Below are 21,368 nucleotides of genomic sequence, written 5' to 3'. Positions count from 1 at the left end.
TTCGCTTCGAGGACTGGCCAACCACGTGTTCGAGACGCTTTCCGACCGGCTGACATCGGTCTTCTCCTCCCTCCGATCCAAGGGTCGGCTGTCCGACGCCGACATCGACGCCACCGCCCGCGAGATCCGCATCGCCCTGCTCGAGGCCGATGTCGCGCTCCCGGTGGTCAAGGCGTTCGTCGCCCAGGTCAAGGAGCGCGCCCGCGGCGCCGAGGTCTCCCAGGCGCTCAACCCGGCGCAGCAGGTCGTCAAGATCGTCAATGACGAGCTGATCGAGATCCTCGGCGGCGAGACCCGCAGGCTCCGCTTCGCCAAGACCGCGCCGACCGTCGTCATGCTCGCGGGTCTCCAGGGCGCCGGCAAGACCACCCTGGCCGGCAAGCTGGCCCGGTGGCTGCGCGATCAGGGCCACGCGCCCCTGCTGGTCGCCGCCGACCTCCAGCGGCCCAACGCCGTGCAGCAGCTCCAGGTCGTGGGCGAGCGCGCCCAGGTCGCCGTCTTCGCGCCCGAGCCGGGCAGCGGCGTCGGCGACCCGGTCGACGTCGCCCGCCGCTCGATCGACGAGGCCAGGCGGCTCAACCACGACATCGTCATCATCGACACCGCCGGTCGCCTGGGCATCGACCAGGAGATGATGAAGCAGGCCGCCGACATCCGCGACGCGGTCCGCCCCGACGAGGTCCTGTTCGTGGTCGACGCCATGATCGGCCAGGACGCCGTCACCACGGCCCAGGCGTTCATGGACGGCGTCGGCTTCGACGGCGTCGTGCTGACCAAGCTCGACGGCGACGCCCGCGGCGGCGCCGCGCTGTCGGTGCGGCACATCACCGGCCGTCCGATCATGTTCGCCTCCACCGGCGAGAAGCTGGAAGACTTCGACGCCTTCCACCCCGACCGGATGGCCTCCCGCATCCTCGACATGGGTGACATCCTCACCCTGATCGAGCAGGCGCAGAAGACGTTCGACGAGGAGCAGGCCGCCAAGATGGCGGGCAAGCTCACCTCGGGCGAGAACTTCACGCTCGACGACTTCCTCGAGCAGATGATGATGGTCCAGAAGATGGGCCCCATCAAGAACCTGCTCGGCATGATGCCCGGCATGGGGCAGATGCGCGACCAGCTCAACTCCATCGACGACCGCGACCTCGACCGCATCGCCGCCATCATCCGCTCGATGACGCCCGGCGAGCGCCAGGACCCGAAGATCATCAACGGCTCCCGCCGCGCCCGCATCGCCGCCGGCTCCGGCGTCACGGTCAGCGCCGTGAGCAACCTCGTCACGCGCTTCTTCGAGGCGCAGAAGATGATGAAGCGGGTGGCCGGGGGCATGGGGCTGCCGGGCATGCCCGGGGGGCGCGGGAAGGCGTCCAAGGCCCAGAAGAAGGCCAAGAAGGGGCGGCGCGTCAGCGGCGACCCGCGCAAGGCGGGCCTGGAGAAGTCGGCGTCCCCGTCGCCCGACGGCGAGGGCGGCGCGCCCAAGGCCGGGGGAGTGCTGGGGAACCTGGGCGGCAAGCTGCCGCCGGGGCTCGAATTGCCGCCGGGCTTCGACCCGTCGAAGCTGAAGCTGCCCGGGCAGTAGCCGCGCCGACCGGGGCGGGCATCCGTCCCGCCCGCCCCTGCCCGGCCTGCACGTTTGCCGGGCCTGCCTGCCCGGACTGCCTGCACGTCTGCCGGGGCCTGCCTGTACGTCTGCGGGGTCCTGCCGCGTCCGCCTCCCGCGCCTGCTAGGCGGGTCCTTTTCACGTGTTGTCTGGCGTGGTCTGTCTAATACGTGGCCATCTGTCGCGCGCGTCCTTGCCGGGCGCGCCTGTCCCTCGACCACGACCTCGGGCTGGCCGACCGGCGCGTCTGTCTGTTCGCCGCGCCTGTCTGGCGCCCGACTCGGAGCCGTGTCTCTTACGCGTGCCATGGCGGGCCTCGCCCCGCACCGGAAGCTCTGGGCATCCAGGCGCGCCCTTACACCTGCGTCCCCTTGCGGTGGCGGCCCCTTACGTCGGCGCCCCTTGCGGTGGCGGCCTCTGTGCTGGCGGTCCCTGTGCTGGCGTCCCTTGCGGTGGCGGTCCTGTGCTGGCGGGTTTTGGCGCCGGTCTTTCTCGCCCCGGCGCCCTTTTCGCGCCGGTCCTTCTCGTACTACCCCTACTCGCGCCGCCTTCATGACGGTGGTTTGTGCGTCGGGGCTGTGCCGCTGTTCGCCGGTGTGTTCGCGCTCGCCCGAACGGGTGCGCGCCCGGGACCGTGGTCGGTCACCGGGCGCGCGGATGTGAGGCCGTTCGGCCTGCTCTAACGGCAGAGGAGCATCCACTGCAGAGCAGGGTCCATGAGAAGCCACCCTGAGGCGGCCGTTACGGGCATCCACATCGGCAGGCCGGTGAGCGGCGACCTCTGGGTCACCCAGGCGTCTTCGTGCGCCGGGCCGAACCCGCCGCCGTGGTCGCCGGGCCATTGATGACCGCCGGGGCCGCCGTGGTGGTGCGGCTCATGCGGGTTGTCCGGCCACTCACAAGGAGGCCAGTAGCCCTTCTCGTGCGGCTTGTGAGTCTTGTGTGGCTTGTGAGTGCAGTCATGCGTGGGCGTTGGGCTCGGCGTGGGCGTCGGCGTCACAATGGGCGTCGGGTTCGGCGTCGGTGTCACGGTGGGTGTCGGCGTGACCGTGGGTGTGGGTGTCACGGTGGGTGTCGGCGTCACCGTGGGCGTCGGTGTCACAGTCGGTGTGGGCGTCACCGTGGGTGTCGGTGTCACGGTGGGCGTAGGAGTGACTGTCGGCGTCGGCGTCACGGTGGGCGTCGGGTTCGGCGTCGGCGTGACCGTGGGCGTCGGCGTCACGGTGGGCGTGACCGTGGGGGTCACCGTGGGGGTCACTGTGGGGGTCACCGTGGGGGTGGGGGTCACGGTGGGCGTAGGAGTGACGGTGGGCGTGGGTGTCGGGGTCGCCGTGGGGGTGATCGTGGGCGTCGGGGTGGGCTGGTTGGGGACGCAGTTGACCTCCACCCGGCCGATGGTGACCTCCGTGAGCGGCCCTTCGTAGACGACGTTCCCATCGGCGTCCCGCAGGCTGGCCGAGATCGAGATCGTCATGTCCGCCTCGGCGGAGGTCGCGTCGTTCGTCGTGGCGTTGTCGGTCCGAACCACCGTCAGGATCCCGTCGTACACGCCGGGGTACCCGAGCTGCGCGCCCGTCGCGGGCACCTCCGTGGTCCCCTGGTCCACGGGCACGCCGAGCACCGTGATGGTCCCCGGCGCCGCCTGTACGGACGCCATCGCCGGAGCCGGCGGCGTGCACCGCGCGTGCGTCTCCACGTTGCCCGTGACCAGCAGCGGCTCGGACGCGTCCGGGTTGAGCTGAAGGGTGTTGACGACCAGTTGGGCGCTGGCCTCCCAGACGTCCGGCGCGTCGAGGCCGTCGGCCTGGATCTGTTCGTTGGCCAGGCTGACGAAGTCGGTGACCCCGTCGGGGTCGCTCCAGTCGCCGGTGTCGGTGCCGGGGTCGGGCCCGACGGACGCCGTGCCCCAGGTGCCGGAGAAGCCCGGCTGGCCCAGTTCCGGGATCCCGGTGATGGTCAGGCCGATACCGTTGGCGTTGGCGAACTCGCCCGCCGCGGCGGTGGCCGTAAGCCCGAACAAGGCGCCAGTGAGCAGGACGGACGCGCCGGCGGTGAGCAGCCGCGCGCGCGTGAACAGCGGATTGGTCGTGGTGGTCACCCACCCATTCCGCAGTGAAGTTGATCAAGTCGGGCGAGGTGACACGCGGCCCTTGCCGAGCCTTTGCCGCGGCCTGCCGGGACAGGTCGAAGGCACTGTCCGCGGTCTGGCAGAATGACATGTTGGAACATCGTGACCAGGTGGGTGCCCTCTCATCTCCTGCCGGCCACGCCTGTCCCTGGAACGTCCTCTCATCGTGCCCCACTCGATGAGGTGCCGTTCACCCACGCTCGAATGCAGGAGAGACCACACCAGTGGCAGTCAAGATCAAGCTCAAGCGGCTCGGCATGATCCGCAACGCTCAGTACCGAATCGTCGTCGCCGACAGCCGCACCAAGCGTGACGGCCGGGCGATCGAGGAGATCGGCCTGTACCACCCGAAGGAAAACCCTTCGCGCATCGAGGTCAACGCCGAGCGTGCGGCCTACTGGCTGGGTGTCGGCGCGCAGCCGACCGAGCCGGTGCTCAAGCTGCTCAAGCTCACCGGTGACTGGCAGAAGTTCAAGGGCGAGGCCGCCCCGGCGCCGCTGCTGGTCGCCGAGCCCGCGCCCGACCGTCACGCCCTCTACGAGGCCGCGGCCAAGGAGGCGCTGTCCGGTGGCGACACCGGCACGGCCGCCACCACGGCGCCCAAGCGTGCCAAGAAGAAGGAAGAGGCTGAGGCCGCCCCCGCCGCCGAGACCCCGACCGAGGGCGAGGGCTGACGTGCTCGAGGAGGCTCTCGAGCACCTCGTTAAGGGCATCGTCGAACATCCCGACGATGTCCGGGTCCGCGCTCGCCGCATTCGCAGCGGGCGCGTCCTGGAGGTCCGGGTGCACCCCGAGGACCTGGGCAAGGTCATCGGACGCGGCGGGCGCACCGCCAAGGCGCTGCGCACCGTTGTGAACGCCCTGGCCGACGGGAAGTACGTACGGGTCGATCTGCTCGACCTGGACGAAGCAGTCCGTTAGCGTCAGGAATTCGCGCCCTCATCGGTCCCGAAAGGGCTGATGGGGGCGCTTGCGTTAGGAGAAGGTGGATTTACGTGCAGCTGGTCGTCGGCCGGATAGGCCGTCCGCACGGTGTACGCGGCGAGGTCACCGTGGAGGTGCGCACCGACGATCCCGAGCTGCGCTTCGCCGAGGGCCTGGCAGTCGCGACCGACCCGGCGAGCGCGGGGCCGCTCGTGATCGAGAGCCGCCGCTGGCACAAGGGCGTGCTGCTGATCGCGTTCGAGGGGGTTCGCGGCCGCGACGCCGCCGAGGAGCTCCGGGGCACCATGCTGGTCATCGACTCCGCCGACGTGGAGTCGTCGGACGACCCGGACGAGTTCCACGACCACCAGCTCGTCGGGCTGGCGGTGGAGACCGTGTCCGGCGAGCCCGTCGGTGAGGTCACCGACGTGCTGCACCACGGCCAGGACCTGCTGGTCGTACGCCGGCGCGGGCAGGACGACGCGCTCATCCCGTTCGTTAAGGCCCTGGTGCCCGAGGTCGATCTGACGGGCGGGCGCCTGGTCGTCGACCCGCCAGAGGGCCTGCTGTGATGCGCCTCGACATCATCTCCATCTTCCCCGAGTACTTCGCCCCGCTCGACGTCTCGCTGATCGGCAAGGCGCGCGAGCGCGGCACCCTCGACGTACGCGTCCACCAGCTCCGCGACTGGGCGCACGACGTGCACAGGACGGTCGACGACACGCCGTACGGCGGCGGTCCCGGCATGGTGATGAAGCCCGAGGTCTGGGGCGAGGCCATCGACTCGGTGATCGGCGACGGCGCGCCGCGGGTCATCGTGCCGACGCCGAGCGGGCGGCCGTTCACCCAGGAGATGGCCCAGGAGCTGGCCGCCGAGCCGTGGCTGCTGTTCGCCTGCGGGCGCTACGAGGGCATCGACTCGCGGGTCATGGCCGAGTACGGCGCCCGGCTGCGGGTCGACGAGGTCAGCATCGGCGACTACGTGCTGGCCGGCGGCGAGGTCGCGGTGCTGGTGATGGTCGAGGCCGTCGGCAGGCTGCTGCCCGGCGTGCTGGGCAACGCCCAGTCGGCCGTGGACGACTCCTTCGCGCCGGGTTCGATGCAGAACCTGGTGGAAGGCCCGGTCTACACCAAGCCGCCGGTCTGGCGCGGGCACGAGGTTCCCTCGGTGCTGCTGTCCGGACATCACGGAAAAGTCGCCCGATGGCGACGGGACGAGGCGCTCCGGCGTACGGTGCGGAACCGGCCGGAACTGGCCGCGGCGCTCGATCCCGAGACGCTCGACAAGCACGACAGAAAGCTGCTCGACGAGCTCTCGTTTCGCGTCCGGCCAGAAGATGTGGCAAACTGAATCGCTGCCGACCATCACACGGTTGGTCCGTCATGCCCGGGTAACGGTCCCGGGTTCATCAAATCAGCAAGCGTGTCCGCCGCGAGCTCCGGCCGGGTGGACCTCCGCGTGCTCGCGAGGACTTGAGGACAGCTCTCATGCACACGAAGATCCAGGAGCTCGAGAAGGCGACCCTTCGGAGCGACGTCCCGGCGTTCCGCCCCGGTGACACGCTCGAGGTCCACGTACGAGTCGTCGAAGGCAACCGCTCCCGTATCCAGGTCTTCAAGGGTTTCGTGCTGCGCCGGCAGGGCAGCGGCGCCCGCGAGACCTTCACGGTCCGCAAGGTCAGCTACGGCGTCGGCGTCGAGCGCACCTTCCCGGTGCACAGCCCGGTCATCGAGAAGATCGTGCTCGTGACCCGCGGTGACGTGCGTCGCGCCAAGCTCTACTACATGCGCGACCTGCGCGGCAAGGCCGCCCGTATCCGCGAGAAGCGTGAGGCCACGCCCGCGAAGTAACCCCAATCTTTTCCGAAAGGCCCGTGCACCGCACGGGCCTTTCGGCTTTGCGGGGCCATTTCCTTTATGTGGAGCGACTCGTGCGTGGGTGTAACGTCGGTCGAGGCTTGTCGAGCCGTTCCATCATCTAGGCTCGTCAGCGATGACAAGCGAAGACCAGGAGTACGGCGCCTCGCGCCGCCCTGTCGAGGACGAGGTGGACGTGGTCGCCGAAGAGACTCAGAAGCCGGCAAAGGGCGACAAGGAGAAGAAGGGGTCGTTCTGGAAAGAACTCCCCGTACTTGTCGTTGTGGCCCTCGTGCTGGCCCTGATCATCAAGACGTTCGTGATCCAGGCCTTCTACATTCCGTCGGAGTCCATGGAGAACACCCTGCTCAAGAACGACAGGGTCCTGGTCAACAAGCTCGTCTACCACACCCGTGACATCGAGCGCGGCGACGTGGTGGTCTTCTCCGGCGTCGATTCCTGGGACGGCGAGTTCGAGGTCGAGGAGCCGTCCAACCCGATCGCGGGCTTCTTCCGCTGGGTCGGCACGGCCTTCGGCGTCGTCCCCGGCGAGAAGGACTACATCAAGCGGGTCATCGGCGTGGGCGGCGACCACGTCAAGTGCTGCGACTCCAAGGGGCGCATCACGGTCAACGGCACGGCCATCGACGAGGAGAGCTACCTCTATCCGGGCAATGTGCCGTCCGACCGGTTCTTCGACATCACCGTGCCGCCCGGGCGGCTGTGGGTGATGGGCGACCACCGTTCCGTCTCGCTCGACTCCCGCTCGCACACCGGCGACCAGGGCGGCGGCTCGATCCCCGAAGGTCAGGTCATCGGCCGGGCCTTCGTGATCGTCTGGCCGTTCAACAGGGCGGGCGTGTTGTCCATACCCGACACCTTCGCGCAGCCCGCGCTCCAGGCACTCGGAGGGGCCGTACCGCTGGTGGCCGGGTTCGGGCTGGCCGTACCCTTGGTCCTGGTTCGTCGGCGCCGGTTGGGGAGGAAGCGCTGATGGCCGTCACCAAGAAGGCGGAGGGCGTGGCCAAAGAGAAGAAAAAGGGCGGCTTCCGGGAGACCGTCCTGCTGCTGGTGCTCGGCGTGGGCATCGCGTTGCTGCTCCAGGCGTTCGTGATCGGGTCGTTCTACATCCCGTCGGAGTCGATGGAGAACACCCTGCTCATCAACGACCGGGTCTTCGTCAACAAGCTGGCGGGCGATCCCGAGCGCGGCGACATCGTGGTCTTCAAGGGCTGGCGCACCGGCGAGGACACCATCAAGCGGGTCATCGGCGTCGGCGGCGACAAGGTGGTGTGCTGCGACTCCAAGCACCGCATCAGCGTCAACGGCACGCCGCTCGACGAGGAGTCGTACCTCTACCCCGGCGACTTCGGCGGTGGCGACAAGTTCAGCGTCACCGTCCCGGCCGGCAAACTGTGGCTGATGGGCGACCACCGCACCGCCTCGGCGGACTCGCGGGCCCACATGGACGAGCCCGGCGGCGGCTTCATCTCCGTCGACGACGTGATCGGCAAGGCGGTCGTCCGCTACTGGCCGTTGTCGCGCGGCTACCTGTTCTCCACGCCCGAGACTTTCGACAAGGTCAAGTAAGGGGCTTTCGGTCGCGGTTTGCGGCGAATGGGGCGTACGCTTCGAGTGTCATGACAGTTGCGTTCCGCCCTCGACCGAGCGTCGTCCGGCGCGATTCCGGACTCTACGCCTACGAGCGGGCGCTGGCCCGCCGTGGGCTGACCCCGATCGCGGGCGTCGACGAGGCAGGCCGTGGCGCCTGCGCCGGGCCGCTGGTCGTCGCGGCCGTCGTCCTGCGCAGGGAGATCGACGGTCTCGGTGACTCCAAGGTGCTGTCCCCGCCGGTGCGCGAGCGCCTGTACGACCGCGTCGTCGCCACCGCCCACGTGGGCGTCGTGGTGATCCCGGCCGCCGAGATCGACGCCCGAGGGCTGCACAGGAGCAACATCTCCGGAATGCGGCGGGCTGTGGCGCAGTTGCCATGTGATCCGGAGTACATCCTCACGGACGGCTTCCCGGTGCCCGGCATGCCCGCGCCGTCCCTGGCGGTGTGGAAGGGGGATCAGGTGGCCGCCTGCGTGGCGGCCGCGTCGATCGTGGCCAAGGTGACGAGGGACCGCCTCATGGTCGAGCTGGATCGAAGGTTCCCTCAGTACGGTTTTGCCGAGCACAAGGGGTATGTCACGCCAGGACACCGTTTGGCACTGGAGAGACATGGCCCGTGCCCCGAACACCGTTACTCCTTCGTCACGGTGGCCAGGGGGATGGGTGAAAATGAGATGGGGGCCGGGGTTGCCTGAGCAGGCGAACCGGGGGACCGGTACGACAGGAGGACCGCGATGAGCGCAGAGGATCTCGAAAAATACGAAACCGAGATGGAGCTGCAGCTTTACCGCGAATACCGTGATGTCGTCGGTTTGTTCACATACGTCGTGGAGACTGAGCGTCGGTTCTACCTGACCAACTCGGTCGACCTCGACGTCCGTACGGCGGAGAACGGCGACGTCTTCTTCGATGTGAAGATGCAGGACGCCTGGGTCTGGGACATGTACCGGCCGGCGCGGTTCGTGAAGAACGTGCGGGTGGTCACGTTCAAGGATGTGAACGTGGAAGAGCTGGCCAAGGCCGATCTGGAGATGCCCAAGGAAGGGTTCTCGGGGTAGGCCGAGGGGGCGCCGTCGAGGCGGGGGCCGGTGGTGCGGCGGGTGTTGCTGGTGCGTCCGGCTGTGGCGGCGTGTTGGGCTCGGTCGAGCTTGTGCTCGCTCCTGGAGTTCCAGGGTTCTGGGGTTGAGGCGTGACCCGCGGCTGCCACGCCTCATCGGGGCACCCATCGCTCTGGGGCTATTGGTCCCAGAAAGTCTTGTGCTGGTTGACCAACGCTGACCTCATCGGCCCGACACCTTGCACCATGCATACCTGCAAGCATGCTGAGCACCGCCTCCTGCACGCCGGGAACCTGCTCCGCGCCGTGGCGCCCGCCGGGTGCTCGCTGGGCAGGTGTCGGCACACGTTGGGCCCCGCCGGCACAGCTTGGGCCCTGCCGGGACACGTTGAGACCCCTCCCGCGACACGCTGAGCGCTGCGGGCACACGCTGAGCGCTGCTCCACACGCTGGGCGCCATCAGCGCTTGCTGGGGCGTCATGCGGCTTGCGATGGTCGTCGTCGAGCGCAAGGCGAGGGTCGCCGGGGCAGGCGGAAGCATAGCCAGCTCAGGGTGGCTGACGCATGGCTCGCGATGAGAGTTGGCAGCCGGCTCAAGATGAGCGCCATCTGGCCCACGATGCAGGCGTCTGCCTGCCTCCTGCCACGCGCCCCCTGCCACGCGGTGCCCGCCTCCTGCCACGCGCTACACGCCCCTTGCCATGTGCTCAACCGCCTCCTCCCACGTGCTGGCCGTCATGTGCCGCCTCGTGGGACGGGTTCCGCGTCCTGCCAACACTGTCGCCGCCAGCCGTCCGCATCGCTTCGGGGGCCGCGGAGGGCCGCAGGGGCCGTAGGGCTCATGGTGCGCCTCCGCCCCCTGCCCTGTGCAGTGGTCGAGTGTCGTGCCACGGCGAGCCGCCCCCCAGCAGGACGGTCACACCGCACATCACACCTGATCACACAACGATCTGACCCGTTCCGTCATCCCGGTATGGATGCACAGATGACACCCCTCGATGGCCCTGCAAAGACCCTCGGTTGCGTGGAGTTATCCACAAGCCGCCGCCCACCTCTCCCCGCTATCCCCAGAATCCCGTTCGCCTCCGTCTGATCTCCCCGCCATCCGCCAAGGTCGGTGACCGAACACAGCACCGACGACGGACGAAGGGACGCCACCCATGGCCCCGAAAGACGAGCTCGGCAAAGAAGGCGAGCACCTGGCCGCGATCTACCTCGAAGCCAAGGGAATGACGATCCTCGAACGCAACTGGCGCTGCCGTCGCGGCGAGATCGACATCATCGCCCTGGACGGTCAGGTCCTGGTGGTCGTCGAGGTCAAGACCAGATCGAGCAGATCCCACGGCACAGCCCTGGAATCCGTGAACCACACCAAACTGGCGCGGCTCCGCGTGCTGGCCGCCAAATGGCTGTCGGCGCAGTCCCGGTCCTTCGAAGCCGTACGCATAGACGTGATCGCCCTTGAGCGCTTCGCGGGCAACTTCGCCCTGCGCCACATACGGGGGGCGATCTAGATGGCCGTGGCCCGGACCCGCAGCGTCGCGCTGGTCGGTGTGAGCGGCCGCAGCGTCGAGGTCGAGGCCGACGTGGGCAACGGCCTGGCCGGCATCCACCTCATCGGCCTGCCCGACACGGCGCTCAGCGAGGCCCGCGACCGGGTGCGATCCGCCGTGGTCAACAGCAGCTATCCATGGCCGGACGCCCGCATCACCGTCAGCCTCTTCCCCGCCAGCCTCCCCAAGCGCGGATCCCAGTTCGACCTCGCCATCGCCATGGCCATCCTGGGAGCCGCAGGAGTCGTCCCGGCGGAGCGCATCGCCGAGCCCTTCTTCCTGGGCGAGCTCGGCCTCGACGGCCGCATCAGGCCCGTGCGCGGAGTGCTCCCGTCCATCCTCGGCGCCGCGGCCGCGCACGAAGACGCCACGATCATCGTCCCGTCGGAAAATTCGGGGGAAGCCGGGCTGGTCCCCGACGTGAACGTGGTTCCGGTGGCTCACCTGCGCCAGCTGGTCGAGTGGCTACGCAAAGGCGACAAGCCCCCCGAACCCGAGGTCGCTGGCCGCGTCGACACGCCCAGGCCCGTGGCCCAGCCCGCCGTCGACCTGGCGGACGTCGTCGGCCAGCCCGTGGCCCGCCGAGCGTTGGAAGTGTGCGCCGCAGGGGGCCACAACCTGTGGATGGTGGGCCCGCCCGGCACCGGGAAGACACTGCTGGCCGAACGCCTTCCCACCCTCCTGCCGGACCTGGAGCTCGACCACGCCCTGGAGGTCACGGCCATCCACTCCGTCGCGGGGCTGCTGCCGCCCGACAGTCCCATGATCAACCGTCCGCCGTTCGTCAGCCCCCACCACACGGCGACGGCGGCTGCCATCATCGGGGGTGGCAGCACGGTCGTTCGTCCGGGAGCGGTCTCCCTCGCGCACAGGGGCCTGCTGTTCATGGACGAGGCCCCCGAGTTCCCTCGTCACGTCCTCGACTCGTTGCGGCAACCGCTGGAGTCGGGGCGCGTCACGGTGTCCAGATCCGCGGCGTCGGTCACGTTCCCCGCCCGGTTCATGCTGGTGCTGGCCGCCAACCCGTGTCCCTGCGCCCAGGCCGACGACCAGGCCGGCGCGACCTGCCGCTGCTCGCCCACCACAAGACGCCGATACCTGGGCCGGCTGTCCGGTCCCCTTCTCGACCGCATCGACATGAAGGTCACGGTCGCCCGTTCGTCCAGGCGTGAGCTCCTGGCGGACCGCCACTTCGTCGAATCCAGCGAAACAGTGGCCGAACGCGTCCTGCTGGCCCGCGAGCGCGCCGTCAAACGCCTGGCCCACACCTCCTGGCGGACGAACGCCGAGATCCCCTCATCCGTCCTCCACTCCGACTTCCGTCCGTCCGATGCGGCGATGAAGCCCATGACCTCCTGCCTCGACTCGGGCTCCCTCACCGCCCGCGGCCTCGACCGCACGCTGCGCGTCGCCTGGACGCTCGCCGACCTCGCCGGCAAAGACCGCCCGGAAGAAGACGAGACCACCGCAGCCCTCGGCTTCTGGCTCGGAGTACAACCGTGACCCCGGCCGTCCGCCTGCACACGAACCCGCCCATGAAGATCACCAGGAGGTCCCTGTGATTAGTCCAGAGCATGAGGCACGTGCGGCCCTCATGCGAGCCGCCGACGTGGGCGACACGGCCATGGGCCGCCTGGTGGCGCACCTCGGTGCCTCCGGCGCGGTGGAGGCGATCCGCGAGCGCGCACTTCCACCGGCCTTCACGGCCCAGGAGTCCCGGCAGGAACGTCCGTGTGACCTGTCGGGGCGGCTGAACGCCTGGTTCCTCCGGCTGGCTGCGTCGAAGCCCGCCGCCGATCTGGAGGCCGGCGAGAGGCACGGAGCCAGGCTGATCGTCCCCGGCGACCCCGAATGGCCCACGCAACTGGACCATCTCGGCCCGAGCCGCCCCCTCGGCCTCTGGTTGCACGGCACGGCCGATCTCCGCTTCGCCTGCCTGCAGTCCGTGGCCGTCGTAGGAGCCCGAGCCGCCACCCAGTACGGTCTGCACATCGCGGCCAACTTCGGCATCGGCCTCAGCGAAGCAGGCTGGTCCGTCGTCTCCGGCGGCGCCTACGGAGTGGACGGCGCGGCCCACAAGGGCGCCCTGCTGGCCGGCTCGCCCACGGTGGTCGTCCTCGCCTGCGGAGTGGACATCTGCTACCCGAGCGGCCACCAGGAGCTCTTCGCCCAGGCGCGCGAGCAGGGCGTCGTGATGAGCGAATGCCCGCCCGGCGTCCACCCCACCCGCGCCCGGTTCCTGATCAGGAACCGCCTCATCGCCGCCCTGACCAGAGGCACGGCCGTCGTGGAGGCAGCCCTCCGCAGCGGTGCCCTGAACACCGCCGGCCACGCGCTCACTCTCAACCGGCACCTGGGCGCCGTGCCCGGGCCCACCACGTCCGCGTTGTCGGCCGGCTGCCACAAGCTCCTGCGCGAACGCAAGGCGGTCTGTGTCACCACTCCGGAGGAAATGATCGAACTAGTCGGCGTCATGGGCGACGACCTGGCCCCGCAGACCCGAACGCCCATCGTCCCCCGCGACGGTCTCAGCGAATCCACCAAGAGGGTCCTGGACGCCATCCCCACCCGCGGCGGCGCCGGTCCGGCCTCGATAGCGGTCGCAGCAGGCGTCAGCATGGACATCACGCTGAGCGCCCTGGGCGGTTTGGCCGCAGCCGGATACATAGAACGAGCGGGCGGCGGCTGGCGCCTCCGCAAAACCACATCCAGCTACCCGAAAGCCCCCGAAACCATGGCCCTGGCCCCACCCCCGGCCAACGAAGCCCCACCCCCAGACCTCCCGCCACCTGCGGAAGACGACACCCCCCCACCCCACCCCGAAGAACTCGCACCTCCTACCTGACCAATCGTTGTGACGTGGGGGCATGCGACACCGCCGATGTGACAGCCACCATGAATCCAGGTGGCGAGTTCATCGGGTGAGATGGTGAAGGAAGGGGGCATGAGGGCGATCGAAAATGACTGACATGTGGGCAATGCGACGCGCAACCAAGCCGCAGCCGACGTCCGCGCCGCGCCGCGCCGCGCCTTGCTCGGCCGCTCGGACGGACGCTCGGGCGGTTGAGCTGCCCACCGCTCCCATGGCGAGCCCGAGGCATCGGCGGCACAGCAGTGACACAAGTGGCGAATGTTCGTGCGGACAGTAGGTGAAGCCTTGAACAACGACCTGAACGACAGTCTGAACCTTGACCCAAATCCCGACCTGAACCCCGACGTGAACGCAGACCTGAACCCCGACGTGAACGCAGACCTGAACCTTGATGTGAACGCGGACCCGGACCCCCACGTGAACGCGGACTTGAACCCCCACGTGAACGCGGACCTGAATCGTGACCTGAACCCCGGTCTGCACCGTGACGTAAATGCCGACGAAGTGCTTGCCGAGTTCGAGAGGTATTTGCGGTTCGAGCGAGACCTTTCCCCACATACAGTGCGTGCCTACCTCTCCGACATCACCGCTCTCCTCGACCACCTCCGTGGACGACTTGACGGCCTGGACATCAGCGAGCTGCGAGGCTGGCTGGCCGACCAGCACAGTGCGGGCAAGGCAAGAGCCACGCTGGCCCGCAGAACGGCCTGCGTCCGTACCTTCACCGCGTATTGCCACCGCCGGGGTTGGCTGGCCGTCGACCCCGGCCTGTTGTTGGGCAGCGCAAAGGCCCCCCGTCCCTTGCCTGCCGTGCTCGACCAGGAGCAGGCGCAGACCGTCCTGAGCGCGCCCCCGTCCACCGGCGATCCCAAGGACCTTCGAGACCAGGCTCTCCTGGAACTCCTGTACGCCACAGGTGTGCGCGTGGGCGAGCTCTGCGCGCTCGACGTCGATGACGTGGACCGGGACCGGCATGTCATCAGGGTCCTGGGCAAGGGACGAAAGGAGCGTTCCGTGCCGTTCGGGCTGCCAGCGCTTCGAGCTCTGGACCGATGGTGCATCAACGGGCGTCCCATCTGGGTTCGGGAACGCTCCGGGCCGGCCCTCTTCCTCGGAGTCCGTGGCGGCCGGATCGACGCCGGCACCGTACGACGGGTGGTGCACGCGCGGCTGGCCCAGACCGAGGGCGCCCCGGACATGGGCCCACACGGACTGCGGCACACCGCGGCAACCCACCTGCTCGAAGGGGGCGCGGACCTGCGTAGCGTCCAGGAACTACTCGGTCACGCATCCCTCAACACAACCCAGATCTACACCCACGTCTCGATCGACCGCCTCCGCACCGCATACCGCCAAGCCCACCCCCGCGCCTGACCACAGACACCAGTACGCCATTGCCTCTCTCACCAACCCCTCGCTCCCCGGCTGAGCGCAAGGGCCACAAGACGTCGAACCAAGCGTCCACGCAGGCATTGTGCCCGGCCGAGCCCTCCGCCAGGCGACGCAGCACGACGCGTTCGGGCGTGCTGCGCAGTTCCCACACCGACGCCAACGACCCAAGACCTGTAGCCACGTCGGCCAGAGAACCCGACGGCGCGACGATACGGCAGTGCCGTGCCGTCGATGCGCGAGGCATGCGAAGGGGCGAGAGGCAATGACGCAAAGAGCATGTTCCTGCCGCGCAGGCAGTGATGGGCTCCACAGGGTCGAGCGAGAGACCGGTGGCGACCATCTAACCGACGGTTGCTCTACCGGATAGGGGCTCGGGAGTCGAGCGCGCGGAGGTGTGGGTCACGTGCAGCGCCTTGATTGAGGACCTGATACTCCCGGCTGGCGCTGGCTTGCTGGACGTTCCAGATCACGCGCCGTCATCCCACAGCAGGACGCGTCTGTACCTGGCCCGCTCCAAGGAGGAACGGGGAACGAAGGACCGCGCACGAAAGTGGCGCGGACGGTAGAGGAAGAAGCCACACCGGCGTTGGAGGCGTATTCGCGGGCATGGTCTCCACTCACGGGCATGGCCTCCAATCAGGGGCCAGCCACCGCCTGGGAGTCTCTCACCCCAGCAGGGGGTGCGGGGGCTTCAGCGCGGGGGTAGCCACTGCTTGGGTGACTCCCCGCCCCACCGGGGGTGCAGGCTCCGGCGCGGGTCTAGCTACCGCCCGGGTGAACGCCGCCCACTGGGGGTGCGGGCTTCGGCGCGGGTCTAGCCACCGTCCGGGTGAAGTCCCGCCCCTGGGGGACGGGCTCCGGCGTGGGGCCAGCCCTCGCCCAAGTGAGTCCCGGGTTTGTTCGGTCCCCTGCTGACGAGCTCCCGCTTACGGCGCATAGAAGCGTCCCGCTTACAGAGAGCGGCGGCCATTCGGCGACTGGGCTGACCTACGGCGGCCAAGTAATGGGTGGTCGCCATTCACATGGGGCAGGTGCCTGTGCCGCTACAGGCAACCACAACCACGTACGGCGCAGGTGCTGTGCGCTCTACGTAGGCCGCGACTTGGCAGTGCGGTCCTGGTGCACCGTACTTTTCGGTGCCTGGCTCGGCGGTGAGGGGCGCAGAGGAGCAGAGGGCGCGAAGAGCAAGGAGCGCGAAGGGCGGAGAGTTCAGAGACGGTTGGGCAGGTCAGGTCGGTGTCGGTGTCGAGCGTCGGCGGTGGGTGGTGAGCGGACGGCGGTGGACCGACAGCGGTGGGCGGATGGCGACGGCGGATGGCGACGGAGGCGGCGGACGGCGGCTGGGTCTCGGGGACGGAGGGCGAACAAGGCGCTCTTATTAGTTGGGGCTTGGTCCGGATTAAGGGCGCACGCGTTTCCGATGAGGGTTGACGGTCGTGTTCACCAGCGGCGGTGAATGGGCATCTTGGCCGGCTTGCAGGAATTTGTGAATTGCTGCGGGTGGCCGTCGTGGGGCTCTCGTCGTGAGCTTGGAGGTTCTCGGTTAGGTGTCGGGTTGGGGGCTTGACGTGTAAGTCTCCGAGGGCGTTTCGGCAGGGTCAGGAGGAGCGTCGTGAGGGTGGGGTGGGGCGTCTGTGGAGTCCTTCTGATGGGGGTTTGCGGTGTTGGCCGCTTCCGCTTCTTGAGCCGTGGTGCTTCTTGTGGGGGCGTCGGCGGCGGCGTAGGGCCGTGATCAGGAGGGCGGCGCCGAGGAGGGTGCCCAGTCCGATCGCTGGGGCTGCTGGCAGTGAAGCCGCATGTGTCATGAGGCGCAGGACGGTTGCGAGGGGCCTGGCGGGGCCGCGAGTTGTGTCATGCCGCTGCTCGGGAGTTCTGGCTGATTGGTTGCGGAGGGGAAGGTCGCTGGAACGCATTTCCGGGCGTGAGGGGGTGACTGCAGGGGTGATGAGCAGGGTCTCGGGGGTCGGCTCTGAGGTGAGGGCAAGTGCCTGCAGGACGGTGGAGTAGGGGGATGGGAGCGCGTTGTGTTGGTTCGCGGATGAGTCGTGGTGCGCGAGAACTGTGAGCAGGGACGGGGGGAGAGGGACGAGAAGCGGGGGCGGAGAAGGCGCGGGGGCGTTGGGGAGCAGGTTCCGTGTCAGTGGAGCAGGCGGGTTCAGGCGCGGAAGCAGGAGCGGGTTCGGGCGGTAGAAGGCGGCGGACAGCTTGGTGAGCAGGGGGAGGGTGGGTGGGGTTGAGGTGCTGCCTGCGAACGCCTCCGAGGGGTTGGCCGAGACGTCAAGCGGAGCTTCGGAGGGCTCAAGGGGAACGGCAAGGGGTGCTTCGGAGGGCTCGGAGGGATAGGCAAGGGGTGCTTCGCCAGGCTCAGAGGGATAGGCAAGGGGTGCTTCGGAGGGTGTTTTGGGGGCCGGAGGGAGCAGGGGTGGGGTGATCTGTGGCGGGGCGGTCTTGGGCCAGATGGGGAGGAGGCGGATGGGGGCGTGGCCCAGGAGGAGAAGGGGGTCCAGGTAGCGGGCGCTTTGGATCAGGCCCCAGTGCAGGCATGACTCCTGGCAATGGCCGTGTACGGCTTGTATGACCCCCAGACGGCTGCCCATCGTGATCGGCTCGCCCTGCTTCACCGATGCGCTGATCGGCAGGTACGTCGTTCGGAGGCCGCCTGGGTGGTCGATGGTGACGACTCCCCTTCCGCCCACTGGGCCTGCGTAGTGGACGGTGCCTGAACCTGCGGCCAGGACGGGGGTGTCGGCGGTGGCGGCCAGGTCCATGCCGCGGTGTCCGGCCAGCCAAGGAGCCAAGGGCGGGGCGAAGCGGCGCAGGATGCGGGGGCTGCCGTCGAGTGGCCAGCGCCAGGCGGGTGGGGTGGCCTTCGCCAGCGGAGTCGGGGTGGCGATGGTCGTGAGCATGATCGCTGTCGCGAGCACGACCAGGGAGATCACGGCACGGCGGGCCACGTTCTGCGTGCGTGGTCTCGGCGGTGGTGGTGCTGAGCGAGGGGACAGGACAGGGAGGTGTGGTCGAGGGGGCATGGCGGGGAGTCTTGCCGGGAGCGGCCTGCGGAGGTCGAGGCGAGCGGGATTCTGTGGATACAGGAAGCGGCGGGGAGCCTCCTGTGGACAACCTGCCCTGTGCCGAGCCCGCCGCCCGCCCGGGGGGGAAAATCCAATGGACGAGGTCATCCGGGCGATGCAAGAGTCCCACCGTGAGCCTGGCCGCAGCTTTCCCCGCACCCGTCCCGCTGGCCGACGGCCTCGTTCTGCGGCAGGCACGGTCGGCGGACCTCGGCCAGATCAGCGCGCTTCTCACCGACCGTGGCGACTCCGCCGACGCCCTCGACCACCGGCTGGTCGTCGCAGACCCCGAGGTCGGCTGGTCCGCCTGCGCCGTGGTCGTGGATGGAGAGCGGGTCGTGTCCACCGCGACGCTCCTTGACGAGGAAGTGCGCGTCGGCGGCATCCGCCTACCCGCCGGCCAGGTCGAACTCGTCGCCACCGACCGCGAATACGAAGGACGCGGACTCGTACGGGCGCTCATGCGATGGGCTCACGACCGCTCCGCCGCCCGTGGTCACGTCGTTCAGGTGATGATCGGGATCCCGTACTTCTACCGGTTGTTCGGCTACGAGTACGCCATCGACATACCGTCGGCGCTGACCGTGCACACGCCCCCGGCCGGTGAGGGCACGCCCGCACTCCGCGTCGCCAGGCCCGCCGACATTGCCGCCATGGCGGCTCTGCAGGACATGGCTCAGGACCGGTTCGACGTGGCCATGCCGCATTCGGCGGCATGCTGGCGATGGCTGCTGGACCACCAGGCGAGCACCTCCTGGGTCCTGGAGCGCGCTGGCACCGTCATCGCCACCGGACGCACCACGCCTCCCGACGACGACGAGGTGCTGGTGGCCGAGGCTGCCGCAGCCAACGAGGCCGCGGCCCGCGACCTGCTCAGTGCCGTCGTCGCGCAGTTCCCCCGGAGTGAGCTGAAGGTCGTCCACCGGGCCGGATCCGTGACTGCCACCGCCTGGCAGGAGTTCCTCGACCACGAACCGCGGAAGCGGGCGGAGCAGTACTACGTGCGCATTCCGGACGTCGCGGTGCTGCTCGACCGGCTTCGGCCGCTGCTCTGGCAGCGCCTCGACGCAGCGGGGACGGACCGCACCGGCGATGACATCGTCATCTCCACCTTCGGCGCCCATTACCGGATCCCGGTTGGAGCCGATGGCCTTGGCGAGGTCGTCACAGGCGGCCCGATGCAGAGACCTGGATCCGTGAAGGGCATCGGAGTGGCCCCCGACCACCTGCCCGCCCTGTTGTTCGGCCCGCACGGGATCGAGGGGCTGACCCGCATCCGGCCCGACGTCTACACCGGAGAGGAAGAGCTGTTCCAGGCGCTCTTCCCGCCGCTCACCGCGGATCTGCTCAGCTATTACCTGCCGTATTAGGACTGTTCCAGCTTCAGGTCGCTGTTCGGCGGAGCTCGATAGGGCTGAGTGCTGCGGCTCCTGGGCGGCCATTGATGGCCGCTTCCGGCGGGGCGGCTCAGGGCGGCTGCAGGACGCTGACAGCGGTGATCGCCGGACCAGCGTCGGTGCAGGGCAGGTCGATCTCTGCCTGGTCAGCGGGGCCGCGCCATGGTGCCACCACCACGCGGCTGTTCACAGGGATCAAACCTGAGCTGCTCCAAGAGCTGCACAAGGCCACCGGAGAGGCTGCGCCAGTGACGGTTAACCACGGACGCCGGGAGGTGATGACGTCAACGGTGCGCCTGGGAAGGCGCGTCGTAGGCAGTGAGGGCGAGGGCGCCGGCCGCATGCCGTAGGGACGGCTGCAGGCGCTGTGGGCGTCCATGTGGTTGGCGAGACGGCAAGGGGCCGAGAGGGGGCGGGGTGGAGTGGCAGCGGGAGCGAGACGTTGTGCGGGCGGAGTACGGGATCTGGAGGAGTGGAGGTGGCTAGATGACTGAGTGGCGCTTGGATTCGATCAGGTTCTTCAGTGTCTCGGGGGCGGGGTTGTGAGGCGGCGCGGGTGGGGTGTGGGAGGTCTGAGGGCGGTTGGGACGTAGGGGGGAGAGCCAGATCCAGAGGCTGCTCAGGGCGATGCCCGCCGCGCTGAGAAGGATGACCGGGCGCAGGCCCATGAACTCGGCCAGCACGCCGCCCACCAGGCCGCCGACGGCCAGGACGCCCTGTACGGCGAAGGTCATGGTGGCGTTCACGCGGCCGCGAAGGGCGGCGGGGGTGTCGCGGAGGGTGATCACGCCCATGCAGGTGGCGAAGGCGACCACGATGACGCCGGTCATGACGCCCGTCAGGCCGAGGACGGTGAGCTTCACCCAGAGGGGGCCGGTCAGGAGGCCGACGGCGAGGATGTCCAGCGGGAAGAACAGGACCGAGACGAGCAGGATGCGGTTCTCGCCGTAGCGCTTGGACAGGCGAGAGGTGAGCCAGGCGCCCAGGAGGCCGCCCGCGCCGCTCAGCGCCGTGAGGAAGCCGATCATTCCCTTGGGGATGTCGAGCGTGTTGACCATGTAGAGCATGTAGACGGCGATGTACGCCATGGCGAAGAAGTTGATCGTCACGCCCGCGCCCAGGACGGCTCGGAGCGTGGGGTGGGTGAGGCTGGTTCGCAGGCCCTCGACGATGTCGCGCCACATGCTGGACGAGCGGCTGGGCTCGTTGTGCTCCGGGGTGCGGATCGAGCGGAGCAGGACGGCGGAGGCGAGGAACGACAGCGCCTCGGCCAGTACGGCGAACGGCGCGGTGAGCGTCTGGACCAGGATGCCGGCCAGGCCGGGGCCGCTCACGGAGGCCACCGAGTACGAGGCGTGGAAGCCGGCCATGGCCTCGGTGCGCTGCGACGGGTCCACGACCGCGGCGATGTAGGGGAAGTTGGCGGATTTGAAGATGACGCCGGCCGTACCGATGACCAGGGCCACGATGATCAGCCACGGCACGGTGAGGACGCCGAGCAGCCAGGCCAGCGGGACGGTGGCGGCGGCGGCGCAGGAGACGAGTTCGCAGGCGATCATCAACGGGCGGTGCCGGGTGAGACGGTCGGCGATGGCGCCCGCCTGGAGGCCGAACAGCAGGGCGGGCAGCGGGGCGGCGGCGGTCAGCAGCCCCATCTCGGCGGGTGAGGCGGTCAGCAGCGTGATGGCGGTCAGGGGGACGGCCAGCTTGGAGACCTCCGAGCCGGTGATCGAGATCGTGCGGGCGCTCCACAGCAGGCGGTAGTCACGCTGCTTGCGGAGGGGGAGTGGGGGCGTCGTGTCCATGCTGGGTCTCCGGTGGCGAGTTCGGGGGGAGCTGAAGGGGGGCCGGTCGGGCGGGTGGGGAGAGATGTGAAAGGAAGACTTCATAAGTATGAAGGGA

General features: G+C 69.0%; 18 protein-coding genes. 15 read left to right on the top strand and 3 right to left on the bottom strand.

Features of this window, described 5'->3' with window-relative positions; all coding sequences use genetic code 11:
* Window positions 1-25: 25 nt before the first annotated feature.
* A complete protein-coding gene (gene ffh, locus AB0J46_RS00455; RefSeq protein ID WP_364324456.1) occupies window positions 26-1,579 on the top strand; it encodes a signal recognition particle protein in 1,554 nt (517 codons plus the stop codon).
* 701 nt (window positions 1,580-2,280) lie between these two features.
* On the opposite strand, the gene AB0J46_RS00450 is transcribed toward ffh, so the two are convergent.
* Window positions 2,281-3,699: a hypothetical protein gene (locus AB0J46_RS00450; protein ID WP_364324453.1), complete on the bottom strand. Its 1,419-nt coding sequence runs from the start codon at window positions 3,697-3,699 to the stop codon at window positions 2,281-2,283.
* Window positions 3,700-3,953: 254 nt separating this feature from the next.
* On the opposite strand from AB0J46_RS00450, the gene rpsP reads away from it, so the two are divergent.
* The 13 genes from rpsP (at window position 3,954) to AB0J46_RS00385 (ending at window position 14,980) form a co-directional block, all read left to right on the top strand.
* Window positions 3,954-4,403, top strand: coding sequence for a 30S ribosomal protein S16 (gene rpsP / locus AB0J46_RS00445; RefSeq protein WP_352329496.1), 450 nt, complete (start codon window positions 3,954-3,956; stop codon window positions 4,401-4,403).
* A gap of 1 nt (window position 4,404) precedes the next feature.
* Window positions 4,405-4,650, top strand: coding sequence for an RNA-binding protein (locus tag AB0J46_RS00440; protein WP_020546537.1), 246 nt, complete (start codon window positions 4,405-4,407; stop codon window positions 4,648-4,650).
* A gap of 74 nt (window positions 4,651-4,724) precedes the next feature.
* Window positions 4,725-5,225, top strand: coding sequence for a ribosome maturation factor RimM (gene rimM / locus AB0J46_RS00435; protein ID WP_364324450.1), 501 nt, complete (start codon window positions 4,725-4,727; stop codon window positions 5,223-5,225).
* Window positions 5,225-6,004, top strand: coding sequence for a tRNA (guanosine(37)-N1)-methyltransferase TrmD (gene trmD, locus AB0J46_RS00430; protein ID WP_364324447.1), 780 nt, complete (start codon window positions 5,225-5,227; stop codon window positions 6,002-6,004). The genes rimM and trmD overlap by 1 nt, the downstream gene beginning before the upstream one ends.
* 137 nt (window positions 6,005-6,141) lie before the next feature.
* Window positions 6,142-6,504 (top strand): 50S ribosomal protein L19, encoded by a 363-nt coding sequence (rplS, locus tag AB0J46_RS00425; RefSeq protein ID WP_357707128.1) that lies wholly within the window; start codon window positions 6,142-6,144, stop codon window positions 6,502-6,504.
* 142 nt (window positions 6,505-6,646) lie between these two features.
* Window positions 6,647-7,504, top strand: coding sequence for a signal peptidase I (lepB, locus tag AB0J46_RS00420; RefSeq protein ID WP_358283749.1), 858 nt, complete (start codon window positions 6,647-6,649; stop codon window positions 7,502-7,504).
* The gene (gene lepB, locus AB0J46_RS00415) at window positions 7,504-8,100 is read left to right on the top strand and encodes a signal peptidase I (protein WP_352330985.1); all 597 of its coding nucleotides are present in this window, start codon (window positions 7,504-7,506) and stop codon (window positions 8,098-8,100) included. Before lepB (AB0J46_RS00420) ends, lepB (AB0J46_RS00415) begins: the two co-directional genes overlap by 1 nt.
* A 50-nt stretch (window positions 8,101-8,150) precedes the next feature.
* Window positions 8,151-8,819 (top strand): ribonuclease HII, encoded by a 669-nt coding sequence (locus tag AB0J46_RS00410; protein ID WP_364324443.1) that lies wholly within the window; start codon window positions 8,151-8,153, stop codon window positions 8,817-8,819.
* Window positions 8,820-8,858: 39 nt separating this feature from the next.
* Complete coding sequence (locus AB0J46_RS00405) at window positions 8,859-9,182, top strand: DUF2469 domain-containing protein (RefSeq protein ID WP_026215037.1); 324 nt, start codon at window positions 8,859-8,861, stop codon at window positions 9,180-9,182.
* Between the two features lie 1,159 nt (window positions 9,183-10,341).
* Window positions 10,342-10,695, top strand: a complete 354-nt coding sequence (locus AB0J46_RS00400) for a YraN family protein (RefSeq protein WP_364324441.1) — start codon at window positions 10,342-10,344, stop codon at window positions 10,693-10,695.
* Window positions 10,696-12,237, top strand: coding sequence for a YifB family Mg chelatase-like AAA ATPase (locus AB0J46_RS00395; RefSeq protein WP_364324438.1), 1,542 nt, complete (start codon window positions 10,696-10,698; stop codon window positions 12,235-12,237).
* Between the two features lie 91 nt (window positions 12,238-12,328).
* Window positions 12,329-13,579 (top strand): DNA-processing protein DprA, encoded by a 1,251-nt coding sequence (gene dprA / locus AB0J46_RS00390; protein WP_364324435.1) that lies wholly within the window; start codon window positions 12,329-12,331, stop codon window positions 13,577-13,579.
* Window positions 13,580-14,110: 531 nt separating this feature from the next.
* Complete coding sequence (locus tag AB0J46_RS00385) at window positions 14,111-14,980, top strand: tyrosine recombinase XerC (RefSeq protein WP_364326132.1); 870 nt, start codon at window positions 14,111-14,113, stop codon at window positions 14,978-14,980.
* 1,616 nt (window positions 14,981-16,596) lie between these two features.
* On the opposite strand, the gene AB0J46_RS00380 is transcribed toward AB0J46_RS00385, so the two are convergent.
* A complete protein-coding gene (locus AB0J46_RS00380; RefSeq protein WP_364326129.1) occupies window positions 16,597-17,766 on the bottom strand; it encodes a M23 family metallopeptidase in 1,170 nt (389 codons plus the stop codon).
* Window positions 17,767-18,110: 344 nt separating this feature from the next.
* On the opposite strand from AB0J46_RS00380, the gene AB0J46_RS00375 reads away from it, so the two are divergent.
* Complete coding sequence (locus AB0J46_RS00375; protein WP_364324432.1) at window positions 18,111-19,439, top strand: GNAT family N-acetyltransferase; 1,329 nt, start codon at window positions 18,111-18,113, stop codon at window positions 19,437-19,439.
* Window positions 19,440-19,948: 509 nt separating this feature from the next.
* Here AB0J46_RS00375 and AB0J46_RS00370 read toward each other — a convergent pair.
* On the bottom strand, window positions 19,949-21,271 hold the full coding sequence (locus AB0J46_RS00370; protein ID WP_364324429.1) for an MFS transporter: 1,323 nt from the start codon (window positions 21,269-21,271) through the stop codon (window positions 19,949-19,951).
* Window positions 21,272-21,368: the final 97 nt, after the last annotated feature.

Source organism: Nonomuraea sp. NPDC049758, from assembly GCF_040674635.1.
Classification (GTDB): domain Bacteria; phylum Actinomycetota; class Actinomycetes; order Streptosporangiales; family Streptosporangiaceae; genus Nonomuraea.
The sequence above is the reverse complement of the archived record's forward strand: the minus strand, read 5'-3'. Positions and strand labels throughout refer to the sequence as shown.